Annotated in this window: 13 protein-coding genes; 9 read left to right on the forward strand and 4 right to left on the reverse strand. The window is 74.7% G+C overall.

Going from position 1 to position 15,578, the window contains the following annotated elements; all coding sequences use genetic code 11:
• Positions 1-152: 152 nt before the first annotated feature.
• Complete coding sequence (locus ABT299_RS50220; protein WP_500255176.1) at positions 153-965, reverse strand: DUF3097 domain-containing protein; 813 nt, start codon at positions 963-965, stop codon at positions 153-155.
• Positions 966-1,152: 187 nt separating this feature from the next.
• On the opposite strand from ABT299_RS50220, the gene hrcA reads away from it, so the two are divergent.
• The 3 genes from hrcA (at position 1,153) to ABT299_RS50235 (ending at position 4,124) form a co-directional block, all read left to right on the forward strand.
• Complete coding sequence (hrcA, locus tag ABT299_RS50225) at positions 1,153-2,163, forward strand: heat-inducible transcriptional repressor HrcA (protein WP_190856191.1); 1,011 nt, start codon at positions 1,153-1,155, stop codon at positions 2,161-2,163.
• Positions 2,164-3,303 carry a molecular chaperone DnaJ gene (dnaJ, locus tag ABT299_RS50230; RefSeq protein ID WP_151596929.1) on the forward strand — a complete coding sequence of 380 codons (1,140 nt, stop codon included), beginning with the start codon at positions 2,164-2,166 and terminating at the stop codon, positions 3,301-3,303. It begins immediately after the preceding gene.
• 89 nt (positions 3,304-3,392) lie between these two features.
• Positions 3,393-4,124 carry a 16S rRNA (uracil(1498)-N(3))-methyltransferase gene (locus ABT299_RS50235; RefSeq protein ID WP_500255177.1) on the forward strand — a complete coding sequence of 244 codons (732 nt, stop codon included), beginning with the start codon at positions 3,393-3,395 and terminating at the stop codon, positions 4,122-4,124.
• Positions 4,125-4,225: 101 nt separating this feature from the next.
• Here the strand turns inward: ABT299_RS50235 and ABT299_RS50240 are convergent, their stop codons facing one another.
• Complete coding sequence (locus ABT299_RS50240; protein WP_500255178.1) at positions 4,226-4,927, reverse strand: hypothetical protein; 702 nt, start codon at positions 4,925-4,927, stop codon at positions 4,226-4,228.
• Complete coding sequence (locus ABT299_RS50245) at positions 4,924-5,511, reverse strand: SigE family RNA polymerase sigma factor (protein ID WP_190856284.1); 588 nt, start codon at positions 5,509-5,511, stop codon at positions 4,924-4,926. The genes ABT299_RS50240 and ABT299_RS50245 overlap by 4 nt, the downstream gene beginning before the upstream one ends.
• A 300-nt stretch (positions 5,512-5,811) precedes the next feature.
• Here ABT299_RS50245 and ABT299_RS50250 point away from each other — a divergent pair, with 300 nt between their 5' ends.
• The 4 genes from ABT299_RS50250 (at position 5,812) to ABT299_RS50265 (ending at position 9,162) form a co-directional block, all read left to right on the forward strand.
• Positions 5,812-6,156 (forward strand): histidine triad nucleotide-binding protein, encoded by a 345-nt coding sequence (locus ABT299_RS50250; protein ID WP_500255179.1) that lies wholly within the window; start codon positions 5,812-5,814, stop codon positions 6,154-6,156.
• A gap of 173 nt (positions 6,157-6,329) precedes the next feature.
• A complete protein-coding gene (locus ABT299_RS50255) occupies positions 6,330-7,403 on the forward strand; it encodes a PhoH family protein (RefSeq protein WP_190856187.1) in 1,074 nt (357 codons plus the stop codon).
• A complete protein-coding gene (gene ybeY, locus ABT299_RS50260; protein ID WP_387031192.1) occupies positions 7,400-7,876 on the forward strand; it encodes an rRNA maturation RNase YbeY in 477 nt (158 codons plus the stop codon). The genes ABT299_RS50255 and ybeY overlap by 4 nt, the downstream gene beginning before the upstream one ends.
• Entirely contained in the window at positions 7,876-9,162 is a 1,287-nt protein-coding gene (locus tag ABT299_RS50265) for a hemolysin family protein (RefSeq protein WP_387031189.1), read from the forward strand. The genes ybeY and ABT299_RS50265 overlap by 1 nt, the downstream gene beginning before the upstream one ends.
• Positions 9,163-9,538: 376 nt before the next feature.
• Here the strand turns inward: ABT299_RS50265 and ABT299_RS50270 are convergent, their stop codons facing one another.
• Positions 9,539-9,871: a cytidine deaminase-like protein gene (locus ABT299_RS50270; protein ID WP_190856184.1), complete on the reverse strand. Its 333-nt coding sequence runs from the start codon at positions 9,869-9,871 to the stop codon at positions 9,539-9,541.
• Positions 9,872-9,978: 107 nt separating this feature from the next.
• On the opposite strand from ABT299_RS50270, the gene ABT299_RS50275 reads away from it, so the two are divergent.
• Together ABT299_RS50275 and ABT299_RS50280 are read left to right on the forward strand one after the other, a co-directional pair.
• Positions 9,979-12,111, forward strand: a complete 2,133-nt coding sequence (locus tag ABT299_RS50275) for an MMPL family transporter (protein ID WP_500255180.1) — start codon at positions 9,979-9,981, stop codon at positions 12,109-12,111.
• Between the two features lie 75 nt (positions 12,112-12,186).
• Positions 12,187-15,489: an ATP-binding protein gene (locus tag ABT299_RS50280; protein ID WP_500255181.1), complete on the forward strand. Its 3,303-nt coding sequence runs from the start codon at positions 12,187-12,189 to the stop codon at positions 15,487-15,489.
• The last annotated feature ends 89 nt before the right edge of the window (positions 15,490-15,578 follow it).

Consider the following 15,578-nt stretch of genomic DNA (forward strand, 5'->3'; position numbering starts at 1 on the left):
GCCCGCGGCGCGTGTGCTGCGCCCGCCGGGGCCCCGCCGGGCGACGGACGGACTTTTCCGCCGGGGAGCGCTCGCGGAGCGTCGAAACAGACCGTCCGTCGTGACGGGGGTTCCAGGGGGTCGCCCCCCTGGACTAACACAGCCCCCCTGGGCTAACACGTCACGAAGTCGATGAGCTCCTCGACGCGGCCGAGGAGGGCCGGTTCGAGGTCGGTGTAGGTGGTGACGGAGCCGAGGATGCGCTTCCAGGCCGCGCCCGTCTCGCAGTCCCAGCCGAGGGCCTCGACGACGCCCTCCTTCCACGGGACGCCGCGGGGGACGCGGGGCCAGGCGGGGATGCCGACGGCGGCGGGCTTGACGGCCTCCCAGATGTCGATGAACGGGTGGCCGGTCACGAGGACGTGCGGGGACGACACCCGCGCGGCGATCCGGCTCTCCTTGGAACCCTCCACGAGGTGGTCGACCAGCACGCCGAGGCGGCGGCCCTCGTCCGGCGCGAACTCCTCGACGATCGCGGGCAGGTCGTCCACGCCCTCGAGGTACTCGACGACGACGCCCTCGACGCGCAGGTCGTGCCCCCAGATCTTCTCGACGAGCTCGGCGTCGTGGACGCCCTCCACGTAGATGCGGCTCTCCTTGGCGACGCGGGCGCGCAGCCCCTGGACCGCGATCGACCCGGACGCCGAGCGGGCCGGGGCGGCGGGCGCCGCGGCGGGCCGGACGAGGGTGACCGGCTTGCCGTCGATCAGGAAGCCGGCCTTGGTGAGGGGGAACACCCGGCGCTTGCCGAACCGGTCCTCCAGCGTGACGCCGAACTTGTCGCAGCCGACCACGGCGCCGCAGAAGCCGCTGTCGGGATCCTCGGCGACCAGGCCCGGCTCGACCGGCACCTCCGGGATCCGCCCCTTGCGGGGGCGGCGCCAGTCGCCGGCGAGCACGTCGTCTCCGTAGTTCTTGCTCCGCACGGTTCCGCACACTAACGGCCGGGATAAGATCACGCAGCCGCGCGCGGCCCGGTGGCGGGCCGCGGCCCCCGGAACGTCCCCTCCGGGCCGTACACTTGGCACTCGGAACTACGGAGTGCCAGCAAGGCCCCGTCGGCGGTATATCTGGACGTGAGGACCTGTGGAAGGTGCAGAAGGAGGTGACCGGGTGCTGGACGACCGGAAACTCGCGGTGCTGCGCGCCATAGTCGAGGACTATGTCTCCACGAACGAGCCGGTGGGCTCCAAGGCCCTGGTGGACCGGCACAACCTCGGCGTCTCTTCCGCGACGATTCGCAACGACATGGCGGTGCTGGAGGAGCAGGGGTACATCGCCCAGCCGCACACCAGCGCGGGGCGGGTCCCCACCGACAAGGGATACCGGCTGTTCGTCGACCGGCTGTCCACGATCAAGCCGCTGTCGGTCGCCGAGCGCCGCGCGATCGAGACGTTCCTGTCCGGCGCCTACGACCTCGACGACATCGTCGGCCGCACCGTCCGGCTGCTCGCGCAGCTGACCCGGCAGGTCGCGGTCGTGCAGTACCCGTCGCTGACCCGCTCGTCGGTGCGGCACGTGGAGCTGGTCCCGGTCGCCGAGGGCCGGCTGCTGCTGGTGCTGATCACCAACACCGGGCGGGTCGAGCAGCGCGTCATCGAGACGGGGAAGATCTCCGAGGAATCCGTGGGGCACCTGCGGGCGTTGCTCAATACGTGCCTGGACGGGCTGGGCTTCGGCGACGTGCCGTCCGCCGTGGCGGACCTGCCGGACAAGGTGGGCCCGGACGAGCGGCCGGTGGCGGCCGCGGTCCTGTCCGTCCTGCTGGAGACCCTCGTCGAGAACCACGAGGAGAAGATCGTCTTCGCCGGCGCGGCGAACCTGGCCGCCGTCGACTTCTCGCAGAGCCTGCGGGAGGTGCTGGTGGCGCTGGAGGAGCAGGTGGTCCTCATGCGGCTGCTCGGCGAGACCGGCGACTCCTCTACTCTTACGGTGCGGATCGGCACCGAGAACCCCGATGAGGGGCTCCGTTCGACCTCGGTCGTCGCAGCCGACTACGGCGTCGGCGACCTCACGCTGGCCCGGCTAGGTGTGCTCGGGCCGACACGCATGGATTACCCCGGCACGATGGGAGCGGTACGGGCAGTGGCACGCTACGTGGGACAGATCCTGGCGGGGTCGTAAGTGGCCAACGACTACTACGCGACCCTCGGCGTCCGCCGGGACGCCAGCGCCGACGAGGTCAAGAAGGCGTACCGGCGGCTCGCGCGCGAGCTGCACCCGGACGTCAACCCGGACCCGGAGACGCAGGAGAAGTTCAAGGAGATCACCCAGGCCTACGAGGTGCTCTCCGATCCGAAGAAGCGCGAGATGTACGACCTCGGTGCGGATCCGTTCGCGCCGGGCGGCGGCGCGGGCGCGGGCGCCGGGGGCTTCGGCGGCGCCGGGTTCCCGTTCAGCGACATCATGGACGCGTTCTTCGGCACCGCGACCTCCCGCGGTCCCCGTTCGCGCGCGCGCCGGGGCCGCAACGCGACGCTGCGCGTCGAGCTGGACCTGGCGGAGACCGCCTTCGGCACGACCCGCGAGCTGTCCATCGACACCGCGGTCGCCTGCACGACCTGCGAGGGGACGGGCTGCGCGCCCGGCACCCACCCGGAGACCTGCGAGACCTGCCACGGCCGCGGCGAGGTCCAGCAGGTGCAGCGCTCCTTCCTCGGGCAGGTCATGACGGCCCGGCCGTGCCCCGCCTGCGGCGGGTTCGGGTCGGTGATCCGGCACCCGTGCACCGAGTGCTCCGGCGACGGCCGGGTCCGCACCCGGCGCACCGTCAAGGTCAAGATCCCGGCGGGCGTGGAGAACGGCATCCACATCCAGCTCGCCGGCGAGGGCGAGGTCGGCCCCGGCGGCGGCCCGCCCGGCGACCTGTTCCTGGAGATCGCCGAGAAGCCGCACCCGATCTTCGAGCGGGAGGGCGACGACCTGCACTGCACGGTCGAGATCCCGATGACCGCCGCCGCGCTCGGCACCAGCGTCACGATCGAGACGCTGGACGCCGCCGAGGAGGTCGACATCAAGCCCGGTACGCAGTCCGGGCAGGTGATCACGCTCTACAACCGGGGCGTGCGGCACCTCAACGAGAGCGGCCGCGGCGACCTGATGATCCACGTGAACGTGGAGACGCCCGGCAAGCTCGACGAGGAGCAGGAGGAGCTGCTGCGCCGGCTCGCCGCGCTGCGCGGCGAGGAGCGCCCGCCCGGCAAGTTCGCGCCGGGGCAGCGCGGCATGTTCTCCCGCCTCAGGGACGTTTTCAACCAGCACTGAAGAGCCACCGTGGCGGGCTACCGCGAGGGCCGCGACGGCACGCCGCTGGCTCCGGGCGGGCCCGCCGCCGGCGGCCCGGGGGGAGGGCGATGAGTCCGCCGGTGTTCCTCGCCGACCCGGCGCGGCTGCGCGCCGACCGGGTCGTCCTGGACGGCGCCGAGGGGCGGCACGCCGCGACCGTGCGGCGGCTGCGGCCCGGTGAACGGGTCGACCTGACCGACGGCGCCGGGATGCTCGCCGAGTGCGTGGTCGCGGCGGCCGACCGGGCGTCCCTGACCCTGGACGTGCTGTCCCGCCGCACGGATCCGGCGCCCGCGCCGCGCCTCGTGGTCGTCCAGGCGCTGCCGAAGGGCGACCGGGGCGAGCTGGCCGTGGAGACCATGACGGAGGCCGGCGTCGACGAGATCGTCCCGTGGGCGGCGGCCCGGTGCGTGACCCAGTGGCGCCCGGAGCGCCGCGAGAAGGCCCTCGGGCGGTGGCGCAACGCCGCCCGGGAGGCGGCGAAGCAGGCGCGCCGCAGCCGCCTGCCGGAGGTGCCGGACCTGGCGTCCACCGCCGACGTCGCCGATCGGATCGCCGCCGCGTCGCTCGCGCTCGTCCTGCACGAGGACGCCCAGGAGCCGCTCAGCGCCGTCGAGCCGCCCGAGGACGGGGACATCGTCCTGGTGGTCGGCCCCGAGGGCGGGATCGCCGACGAGGAGCTGGAGCGGTTCGCCGCGGCGGGCGGCCGCCCCACCCGGCTCGGCCCGACGGTGCTGCGGACCTCGACGGCCGGGGTGGCCGCCGCGTCCGTGCTGCTGGCCGCCACCGGCCGCTGGTGACCCGCCCCCGGCGAGACCGGGAGACGGGCCGGCGGCGAGCGCGGGCCGTGGCCAGGGCGGGCCGTGGCCAGGACCTGTCTCGAAGTGGGCCGGGCCTCGGGCTAGGGCGCGGAGGCGCCGGTGCCCTGGTCGGTGGTGACGGCGGGAGCGCTGCTGGTGGGCGTCGTCGGCTGCTCGGTCGGCTGCGTGGGCGTCGACGGCGGCGGAGTCGTCGGGGTCTCCGTCGGCGTCGGGCTCGTGGTGGGGCTGCCGCTCGGGCACGGCGAGGCGGACGCCTTGCCGTGCTGCGCCGCCGCCTGGGACGGGGACGTCTTCGTGCCGCCCGCCCCGGGGGACTTGCACGGCGCGGGGCTGGACGAGGCCGAGGGGGACGTCGCCGTCGACGCGGAGGCCGACCCGGACACGCCGGGCTGCGACGGCGTCGGCGAGCCGGGGAGCACCGGGCGGCCCTGCGAGTCGACGCGGTCGCCGGTGTGGTCGCCGTGGTCGTCGCCGGACGGGCCGTTGCTGCCGACCGAGTGCTGGATGAGGTCGATCGTCTGCGGCGCGGTCACGCCGAGGCCGGCGATCGCCACGGCCGCGGCCACGGCGAGCGCGGGCCGCGCCCAGGTGAGGGCGAACCGGTCCAGCCCGTACCAGGCGGTGCCGAACCGTTCCAGGCCGAACCAGCGCCGGCGGCGCGGATCGGCTATCCGGGCCCGGATGCGCTCCAGGCCGTCGTCGGCGGGTGTGACCGAGTCCGCCTCCGCGTGCAGGGCGCGGCGCAGGATCTCGCCGTGCTCGTCGTGGGGGTCGGTGGTCATGAGAACTGCTCCAGGACGTTGCGTAGCGCGGTCATGCCGCGCGCCGTATGGCTCTTCACGGCGCCTCGGGAGATCCCCATCGCGTTGGCGATCTCCGCTTCGGACAGATCGGCGTAGTAGCGGAGGACGAGCGCCTCCCGCTGGCGTGCGGGGAGCCGGGAGAGCGCGTCGATCACCGCCGAGCGTTCGAGCTCGCCGATCGCCCCGGCCTCCGCGCTCGGCGCGTCCGGCAGCCCCTTCGGGGCGTACTTCTCGACGACGGCGCGGTGCCGCAGCACCGATCGCGACCGGTTGACCACGGACTGGCGCAGGTACGACAGGGCCTTGTCGGGGTCGCGCAGTCGGCGCCAGCCGCCGTGCATCGCCACGAACGCGTCCTGGACGACCTCCTCGGCCGTTCCCGAATCGCGCACGAGCATGGCGGCGAGACGCACGAGCGAGCGGTAGTTGGCGCTGTAGAGCGCGGTCACCGCTTGATCGGCGTCCCAGGCGACGGCCACGGCCCCCGCCGTTCCCCTGGCCACGAGGGTCTCGGTCACGTCAGTGGGACGCGCACCCTGGCCGCTGGGTTTACGAAAGGGCATTTTCCTGAGGACCTCGGTCACCTATCCGCCGCCTTCACCGTCCCCCGGCCGCCTTTCGGACGGACCTTTCGGACCGGCATCGAACCGGGTGTCCCCCACCCGCGCGAAGACGCGGCAACGCCCACGGACCGGGGGGTACGCCCTGAGTTGACAACCTTAACCAGTGGCCGGTCGGAATGCGGCTCGACAACCGGAGATCGACGCCGGAAACCTTAGCGATCATGGGGCGCCGCGGACCATCCCCGCAGCGGTCTCGATAGGATCTCGGGGCGCGGTTCCGGCCGCCGTGAGGGGAGACAGATGACCGACTGCCTGTTCTGCAAGATCGTTTCCGGGGACGTGCCCGCCAAGGTCGTCCGGGACTCCGAGCGCGTGCTGGCGTTCCGCGACATCAACCCGCAGGCGCCCACGCACGTGCTGGTCATCCCCAAGGACCACCACCCCACGGCCGCCGAGCTCGCCGCCGCCGACCCGGAGCTGCTGGCCGAGGTCCTGGGCGAGGCCCACCGGGTCGCCGTGGACGAGGGCGTCGACGGCACCGGCTACCGCGTCGTCTTCAACACCGGCGCGCAGGCCGGCCAGACGGTCCTCCACGTGCACGCGCACGTGCTCGGCGGGCGTGGCCTGAACTGGCCGCCCGGCTGACGGGTCCCGGACCGGCCGGCCGGTCGGGGCGCCCGTACCGGCCCGGGCGACGCGAGATCGGGTGCGGGTAAAAGCGGCGGCGTTCCGTCGGGGCCGCCCAGTACCATGGAAACGCAACCCAGGACACCCGGAGCGAACAGAAGGCAGGTCGGAGAGGCCGCAAGGCCCGGCTGATGGTCGAATCAACTCACACGAGGTCAACTCGGACGGGGCGTGACGACGGCGCACGCTCCCAGATAAAGATCGTGGTGCCGGACGACCATTCGATGGTGAGCCTTCTCGGCTCCCGGGACGAGCTCCTGCACGCGGTCGAGCGCGCCTTCGGCGACGCCGTCGACGTGCACGTCCGCGGCAACGAGATCACGGTCACCGGTCCGGAGAGCGAGACCGAGCTCGCGTCCCGGCTGTTCACCGAGATGCTGGAGCTGCTCAAGAACGGCGCCCAGCTCACCCCGGACGCCGTCGAGCGCAGCCTCGCGATGCTGCGCGGCGAGGGCGGCGAGCGCCCGGCGGAGGTCCTCACCCTGGACGTGCTGTCCAGCCGGGGCCGCACCATCCGCCCGAAGACGCTGAACCAGCGCCGCTACGTCGACGCGATCGACAAGCACACGATCGTGTTCGGCATCGGCCCGGCGGGCACCGGCAAGACGTACCTGGCGATGGCCAAGGCCGTCCGCGCGCTGCAGGACAAGAAGGTCAACCGGATCATCCTGACGCGCCCGGCCGTCGAGGCGGGCGAGCGGCTCGGCTTCCTGCCCGGCACGCTCTACGAGAAGATCGACCCGTACCTGCGGCCGCTCTACGACGCGCTGCACGACATGGTCGACCCCGACTCGATCCCGCGCCTGATGGCCGCCGGCACCATCGAGGTCGCGCCCCTCGCCTACATGCGGGGCCGCACCCTGAACGACTCGTTCATCATCCTCGACGAGGCGCAGAACACCTCGCCCGAGCAGATGAAGATGTTCCTCACCCGGCTCGGGTTCGGGTCGAAGGTCGTGGTGACCGGCGACGTCACCCAGGTCGACCTGCCGAACGGGCAGCTGAGCGGCCTCCGCGTCGTCCAGGACATCCTGGAGGGCGTCGAGGACATCCACTTCTCCCGGCTGGACAGCCGCGACGTCGTCCGCCACAAGCTGGTGACCGACATCGTCGACGCCTACAACCGGTACGACGAGTCACGGGTGCCGGAGTTCAAGCAGGGCGCCAACGGCCGCGGCGCGCCGCGCAAGCGGGGGCGGCAGTGAGCATCGAGGTGCTGAACGAGTCGGGCGCCGCGGTCGACGAGAAGGGCATCGCCGCCCTCGCCCGGCACGTCCTCGACGGCCTGCGCGTCCACCCCCTCGCCGAGCTGTCGATCCTGTTCGTCGACGAGGCCGCGATGACCGAGCTGCACGAGAAGTGGATGGACGAGCCCGGCCCCACGGACGTCCTGTCGTTCCCCATGGACGAGCTGCGCCCCGGCCACATGTCCGGCGGCGCGGACGAGGACGGCGAGGCCGACCCGAGCCTGCTCGGCGACGTCGTGCTGTGCCCGTCGGTCGCCGAGAAGCAGGCGAAGGACGCCGGGCACTCCACCGAGGACGAGCTGGAACTGCTGTGCACGCACGGCATCCTGCACCTCCTCGGCTACGACCACGCCGAGCCGGAGGAGCACAAGGAGATGTTCGGCCTGCAGGCCGGCCTGCTCGCCTCCTGGCGGGAGGAACGCGGCCGCTGATGAGCACCGCGCAGGGGTGGCTGACCGCCCTGGCGGTGGGCCTGGTCCTGATGGCGGGCCTGCTGGCCGGCGCCGAGACCGCGCTCGCCCGCGTCTCCCGGGTCACCGTCGAGGAACTCGTCCGCGAGAACCGGCGCGGCGCCGGCAAGCTCGCCGAGGTCGTCGCCGACCCCGCCCGCTACGTGAACATGGTCCTGCTGCTGCGGATCGGCTGCGAGCTGGTCGCCACCGTCATCGTCGCGGACCTGTCCATCTCCTGGCTCGACGAGACCTGGCGCGCCTACGTCGTCGCCGCCGCGATCATGATCGTGGTCAGCTACGTCGTGATCGGGGTGGGGCCGCGCACGCTCGGCATCCAGCACGCCGGCCGCATCGCGCTCGCCGGCGCCGCGGTGATCCACCCCGTCACCCGCGTGCTCGGGCCGCTGCCCCGGCTGCTGATCGCGCTCGGCAACGCCCTCACCCCCGGCCGCGGCTTCCGCGAGGGCCCCTTCGCGTCCGAGGCCGAACTGCGCGACCTCGTCGACCTCGCGGAGCAGCGCAGCCTGATCGAACCGGACGAGCGGCAGATGATCCACTCGGTGTTCGAGCTGGGCGACACCCTCGTCCGCGAGGTCATGGTGCCCCGCACCGACATCGTGTTCATCGAGCGCGGCAAGACCCTCCGGCAGGCGATGTCGCTGGCGCTGCGCAGCGGCTTCTCCCGCATCCCCGTCGTCGGCGAGAACGAGGACGACGTCGTCGGCATCGCCTACCTGAAGGACGTCGTCCGCCGCAGCCAGGAGAACCCCGCTGGCGAGGCGGTCGAGACCGTCGGCTCGATCATGCGGGACGCGACGTACGTCCCGGACAGCAAGCCGATCGACGAGCTGCTCCGCGAGATGCAGGCCCGCCAGATCCACCTCGCCGTGGTCATCGACGAGTACGGCGGCACCGCCGGCCTCGTCACCATCGAGGACATCCTGGAGGAGATCGTCGGGGAGATCACCGACGAGTACGACCGCGAGATCCCGCCCGTGACCTGGCTCGACGACGGCGCCGCCCGCGTCACCGCCCGGCTCCCCGTCGAGGACCTCGCCGAACTGTTCGACGTCGAGCTGGACGCCGAGGAGGTCGAGACGGTCGGCGGCCTGCTCGCGCACGCCCTCGGCCGCGTCCCGATCGAAGGCTCCACCGCCGAGGTCGGCCCCGCCGACGGCGACGCCCCCGTCCTGTCCCTCAAGGCCGAGACCATCGCCGGCCGCCGCAACCGCGTAGGCACCGTCCTGGTACGCAGGCTGAGTTAGCCCAGGGGGGCGACCCCCTGGAACCCCCGTCACGACGGACGGGCTGTTTCCCCGCTCCGCTGGCGCTCCGCGGCGAAACAGCCCGTCCGTCGCCGGGCAGGCCCGCTGCGCTCGCTGCACTCGCTCCGCGTGCCTGCCCGTGGTCTGTGGCTGAGGCTCAGACCGCTGGTCGGGGTTCACACCGCCAGGCCGAGAGTTTTTGCTGGCACGGGCCAGGGGGCGTCCTAGGGCAGGCTGAGGCCCAACCCGCCGGGCCGGTGCGTCGAGGCGCGGTCTGGTGTTGCTCGGGGTGTCCTGGTGTGGGCCGGGCTTCGGCCTGCGGGAGTGGTTCACCCTGCCGAGCCTGTGGGGCGGGGCTTGGCTTGTCGGGGTGGGGTCAGAGGGTGGTGCGGAGGTCGCCGTTGGGGGCGGCTACCAGGACGGGGGCCTTCGGGCCCAGGTCGCGGACGGCTGCCACGTCGGCGGCGTCGGCGGTCTCGGCGGCGGTGACGACCGCGGCGGCCTCGAGGTCCTCGGCGCCGCTGGAGACGGCCATCGCGACCGCGACCTTGAGGGCCGACAGCTTCAGCGACGGCAGGTCCACGCTCGTGGCGGAGTAGGTGCGGCCCGTCTCGTCCCGGACGGCGGCGCCCTCGGCGGCGCCCGCTCGCGCCCGGGCGGACCGGGCGAGGGTGATGATCTTCGCGTCCTCGGGGTTCAGCTCGCTCACGACCACAGCGTACGGCCTGCGGGCGGACGGCAAGTCACCGGCAAGCGGGCGGCAAGCGGGGCGGGCCAGCCTGGCGGCGTCGGATCACACCGTTCGGGGGAGAGGCCATGTCCCGCCTGCTCTACCGCCTCGGCAAGGCTGCGGCCTTGCGGCCGTGGCGGTCCATCGTCGTGTGGCTGGTCCTCGTCGGCGCGATGGCCGGTCTCGCGGGCGTCGCCGGGGGCGCGCTGCACGACGACTACACGCAGTCCGGAAGCGGCTCGCAGAAGGCGAGGGACCTGCTGGAGAAGCGGTTCCCCGCGCTGTCGGGCGCGGACGCGCGGGTGGTCGTGCACGGGAGGTCCGGCCGGGTCGATCCGGGAGCGCTGGCCGTCGCGGGAGCGCGGCTCCGCACGCTCCCGCACGTCAGCGCGGTGGATCCGGCGCTGCCGAGCCCGGACGGGCGGACCGCGCTGCTCACCGTGCGGTACTCGGTGCAGGTCACCGAGCTGGCGCCGAAGGAGACCGTGGACCGGCTGAGGTCGGCGACGCGGAACCTGGACGCGGCCGGGTACCGGGTCGAGTTCGGCGGGCAGGTGCCGGAGAACGTGACGGCGCCCGGCGGCGTCGCCGAGGGCGTCGGGATCGTGGCCGCGCTGGTGGTGCTGTTCGTGGCGTTCGGGTCGGTGGTGGCGGCCGGGCTGCCGCTCGCGGTGGCGCTGGCCGGGCTGGGGGCCGGCGTGTCCGGGGTCACGCTGCTCGCCGCGTTCACCGACGTGTCGACGACCGCGCCCACGCTGGCGGTCATGGTGGGGCTGGGCGTCGGGATCGACTACGCGCTGTTCATCCTCACCCGGCACCGGGAGGGGCTGGCCGAGGGCCTGGACGTGCCCGAGGCGGCGGGACGCGCGATCGCGACCGCCGGGCAGCCGGTGATCTTCGCGGGGTTCACGGTGCTGCTGGCGCTGTGCGGGCTGGTGCTGTCGCAGAACCCCGTCTACATGACGATGGGGTTCGCGACCGGCCTCGTCGTGGCGTTCACCGTGCTGAGCGCGGTCACGCTGCTGCCCGCGGTGCTGGGCCTGGCCGGACGCCGGGTGCTGCGCCGCCGCGACCGGGCGCCCGGCGCGACGGTCCACGCCGACTCGCCGCGGGTGCGGCGCTGGGCGGAGCACGTCGGGCGCCGCCCGTGGCCGTGGCTGCTCGCCGGGACGGTCCTGATGATCACGCTGGCGGCGCCCGCGCTCGGGATGCGCACCTGGCCGAGCGACGCCAGTAGCGAACCGGAGTCCAACACCGTCCGGAGGGCGTACGACCTGGTCGCCGAGGGGTTCGGTCCCGGCGCCAACGGCCCGCTGATCGTCGCCGTCGACCTGCGGAAGACGGACGCGGGCACGCTGCCCGCCCTGCGGGACCGGCTCGCCCGCACCGACGGGGTGGTGAGCGTGACGCCGCCGCAGGTGTCCCCGGGGCGGGACGCCGCCGTCCTGGTCGTCACGCCGAGGTACGGGCCGCAGGACGAGCGCGCGCCCGCCGTCGTCGACCGGATCCGGGCGCGCGAGCTGCCGCCGGGCGCGGAGATCACCGGGCTCACCGCCGCGTACGTGGACCTGTCGCGCTCGCTGTCGGACCGGCTCTGGCCGATGATCGGCGCGGTCGTCGCCACCTCGTTCGTGATGCTGATGATCGTCTTCCGGTCGCTGGTCGCGCCGCTGAAGGCGGCCGCGATGAACCTGCTGTCGATCGGCGCCGCCTACGGCGTGCTGACGGCGGTGTTCCAGTGGGGCTGGGGAGCGGGCCCGCTCGGGCTCCCGCACGGCGTCCCGGTGTCGTCGCTGATCCTGCTGCCGATGTTCGCGGTGCTGTTCGGGGTGTCGATGGACTACGAGGTGTTCCTGCTGTCCCGGGTGCGGGAGGAGTGGCTGCGGCACGGCGACGCGCGCGGCTCGGTGTCGTCCGGGCTGGCCGCCACGGGCCGGGTGATCAGCAGCGCCGCGCTGATCATGGTCGCGGTCTTCCTCGGCTTCGCCGCCGACCCCGGCCTGGTCATCAAGCAGATGGGGGTGGGGCTCGCGGTCGCGGTCGCGCTGGACGCGACGGTCGTCCGGCTCGTGCTGGTGCCCGCCGCGATGGCGCTGCTCGGACGGGCGAACTGGTGGCTGCCGAAGCCGCTCGCCCGCGCCCTGCCGGAGATCGACCTGCACGGCGCCGCGGAGCCCGCGAGCGCCGGGCGCGAGCGGGAGCCCAGCGCGGCGCGCTGACCCCGCCAGGGGCGGCGGTCGCAGCGGGCGGGTAGGCGGACGGCGGCGATTCGGCCCGGTTAGTCTGATCGGGCCATGACCACCGCCGTCCGCGTCCTCGGGGCGTTCGCCGTGCACGTGGCGGGCGCTCCCGCCGACCTGGGCGGTCCCCGCCGGCGCTCGGTGCTGGCGCGGCTCGCCGCCGCGCACGGACGGATGGTCCCGGCGGACCGGCTCGTCGAGGACCTCTGGGCCGGTACCGCCCCGCCGCACGCCGCCGCCGGGCTCCAGTCGTTCGTGTCGCACCTGCGGCGCGCCCTCGAACCCGGCCGCCCGCCCCGCACGCCCGCGCGCGTCCTGGTCACCGAGCCGCCCGGATACGCCCTGCGGCTGCCGGACGACGCCGTCGACGCCTGGCGGTTCGACGCGCTGATCGACGGGGCCGCGCGGCGGCTGGCGGCGGGCGACCCGTCCGGGGCGCGCCGCGACGCCGAGGCGGCGCTCGCCGAATGGCGCGGGCCCGCCTACGCCGAGTTCGCCGCGCTGCCCTGGGCCGCCGCGGAGGCCGCCCGGCTGGACGAGCGGCGCCGCCTCGCCGTCGAGCGCCGCGCCGAGGCGATGCTCGCGCTCGGCGCCGCCGCCGAGGCCGTCCCGGACCTGGAGGCGCACGCCGCCGCCCACCCGCTGCGCGAGGAGGCGTGGCGGCTGCTGGCCCTCGCCCTCTACCGGACGGGCCGGCAGGGCGACGCGCTCGCCGCGCTCCGCCGCGCCCGCGCCGCCCTCACCGAGGAGCTCGGCGTCGATCCCGGCCCGGCTCTGCGCGATCTTGAGGCGGGCATCCTCGCGCAGGCCCCGGACCTCGGCGGCGGCGTGGAACGGTCCGTCCCGTCCGCGGTCCGGGCGGCGCCCGCGGAACCGTCCGGCGCCGCCTTCGTCGGACGGGAACGGGAACTGGCCGTGCTGGACGAGGCCGCCCGCGCGGCCGAGGCCGGACACGGCACGACCGTCCTCATCAGCGGCGACGCCGGCATGGGCAAGACCGCGCTCAGCGAGCGGCTCGCCCGCCTTCTCGTCGGACGGGGCTGGACGTGCGCGTGGGGACGCGCGCCGGAGACCGGGGGAGCGCCCGCCGCCTGGCCCTGGGCCGAACTGCTGCGCGAACTCGCCGCCACCGCCCCGCCCCCCGCCGGGCTGGCCGCCCGCCTCGCCCCGTTCCTGGACGACGCCGCCACCGGGCACGGCGGCGAGACCGGGCACGCCGACGCCGGAGCCGGCCGGTTCCGCCTGCACCTCGCCGCCGGCGACTACCTCGCCGGGATCGCCGACGGCACGCCGCTCCTGCTCGTCGTCGAGGACCTGCACTGGGCCGACGAGGAGACCCTCGCGCTGCTCACCCGGCTCGCCGGACGGATCCGCGACCGCCGCGTCCTGCTCGCCGCGACGTTCCGGCACACCGAGGTCCCCGGCCCGCTCGCCGCCGCGCTCGCCGCGCTGGCCCGACACGAGCCCGCCCGGATCGAGCTCTCCGGGCTGTCGGCCGCCGAGGTCGCCGCGCTGGTCCGCGCGGTCTGCGACACCCGGCTCGGCGACGCGGAGCTGTCCGCCATCGCCGAACGGACCGGCGGGAACCCGTTCTTCACCCGCGAGACGGCCCGGCTCCTGGCCGCCGAGGGGCTGCCCGCCGCGACCCGCCGGGTGCCCGCCGGCGTCGGCGACGTGCTGCGCCGCCGCATCGCCCGGCTCCCCGAACCGGCCCGCGCCGTCCTGCGGGACGCCGCCGTCGCCGGCCGCGACGCCCGCCTCGACGTGCTCGCCGACCTGTCCGGCGACGAGGACGCCGTGATCGACGCCGTCGAGTCCGCCCTCGCCGCCGGTCTGGTGACGGAGCCCGCCCCCGGACGGCTGCGGTTCGCGCACGCCCTCGTCCGCGACACCCTCTACACCGGCCTGTCGGGCGCCCGCCGCACCCGCCTGCACGGCCGCGTCGCCGCCTCCCTCGAACGGCACCGCCCCGACGAGGTCGCCGCCATCGCGCACCACTACCTGGAGTCCGGCACGGCGCCCGACCGGGCCGTCCGGTACGCGCGGCTCGCGGCGGAGGCCGCCGAGGCCCGCTACGCCCACCGCGTCGCCGCCGACCTGTGGGTCCGCGCCGCCGAGACCCTGCGCGCCCTGGGCGACGGCGCCGCCCGCGAGCGGCTGGAGACCGAGGCGGCCGCGATCCGCGCCACCGCGCTGGCCGGGCAGGTCGTCGACGCCCGGGACCGGCGCCGCCGCGCCATCGCCGACGCCCGCGCGCTCGGCGACGTCCGCCTCCTCGCCCGCATCATCGTCGCCTTCGACGTACCGACCCTGTGGACCAGCCGCGAGTACGGGATCCTGGACCGCGAGGTCATCGACGCGACCGAGCACGCCCTGGCCGGCCCGCCCGGCGACGACCCCGCCCTCCGCGCCCGCCTCCTGACGACCCTGGCGATCGAGCTGGAGGGCGAGCAGGACGACCGGGGCGCCGAGGCGGCCCGCGAGGCCGTCGAGACCGCCCGCGGCCTCGGCGATCCCGCCCTGCTCGCCGCCGCGCTCAACGGCGGCTACCTCAACGGCTACCGCTCCGCCGACGGCCTGCACGACCGCCGCCGCATCGCCACCGAACTGCTCCACCTCGCCACCGAGCACGACCTGCCCGGCTACCTCGTCCTCGCCCACCTCCAGCTCCAGCAGACCGAGGTCGCCTCCCTCGACCTCGCCGCCGCCCGCCGCCACCTGGACGAGGGCCGCCGCCTCGCCGACCAGTACGGCCTCCCGCTCCTCGCCATGATCGCCGAGTGGTACGGCGGCCTCGCGCACGCGTTCCGCGCCCGCTACGACGAGGCCGAACGCGTCTACACCCAGGTCGGCGGCGCCATCGGCCGGACCGGCATCTGGAGCAGCGAGCGCGGCATGATGCTCGTCGGCGCGTTCTGCCTCCGGTACGTCCAGGGCCGCGCGGGCGACCTGGTCGCCGAGACCGGCTGGCTGCGCGAGCAGTGGCCGCACGTCGCCGCGACCGCCGACATCCACGCCCTGGCGCTCGCCGCCGCCGGCCGCGCCGACGAGGCCCGCCGCGCCGTCCCGGCCGACGCCGGACCCGTCCGCCGCGACTACTTCTACGACCTCGTCATGGCGATCCGCGGACGCCGCGCCATCGCGCTCGGCGAACCCGACCTCGCCGCCCGCGCCTACGAGGCGCTGCTCCCCTACGAGCGGCACGTCACCGGCGGCGCCACCGCCGTCGCCACCATCGGCCCCGTGGCCGAGGTCCTCGCCGACCTCGCCCGCTTCCTCGGCCTCCCCGAAGCCACCGCCACCGCCCACGACCGCAAGGCCGCCGAGGTCGTGGAATTGCTCACCCAGCGAGGGTAATTTCTGTGTTTTCCCAGGGGGGCGACCCCCTGGAACCCCCGTTACGACCGGCAGGCTGTTTCGCCGCTCCGCCGGCGCTCCGCGGCGAA

It is taken from the genome of Spirillospora sp. NPDC000708, assembly GCF_040299565.1.
Taxonomy (GTDB): domain Bacteria; phylum Actinomycetota; class Actinomycetes; order Streptosporangiales; family Streptosporangiaceae; genus Spirillospora.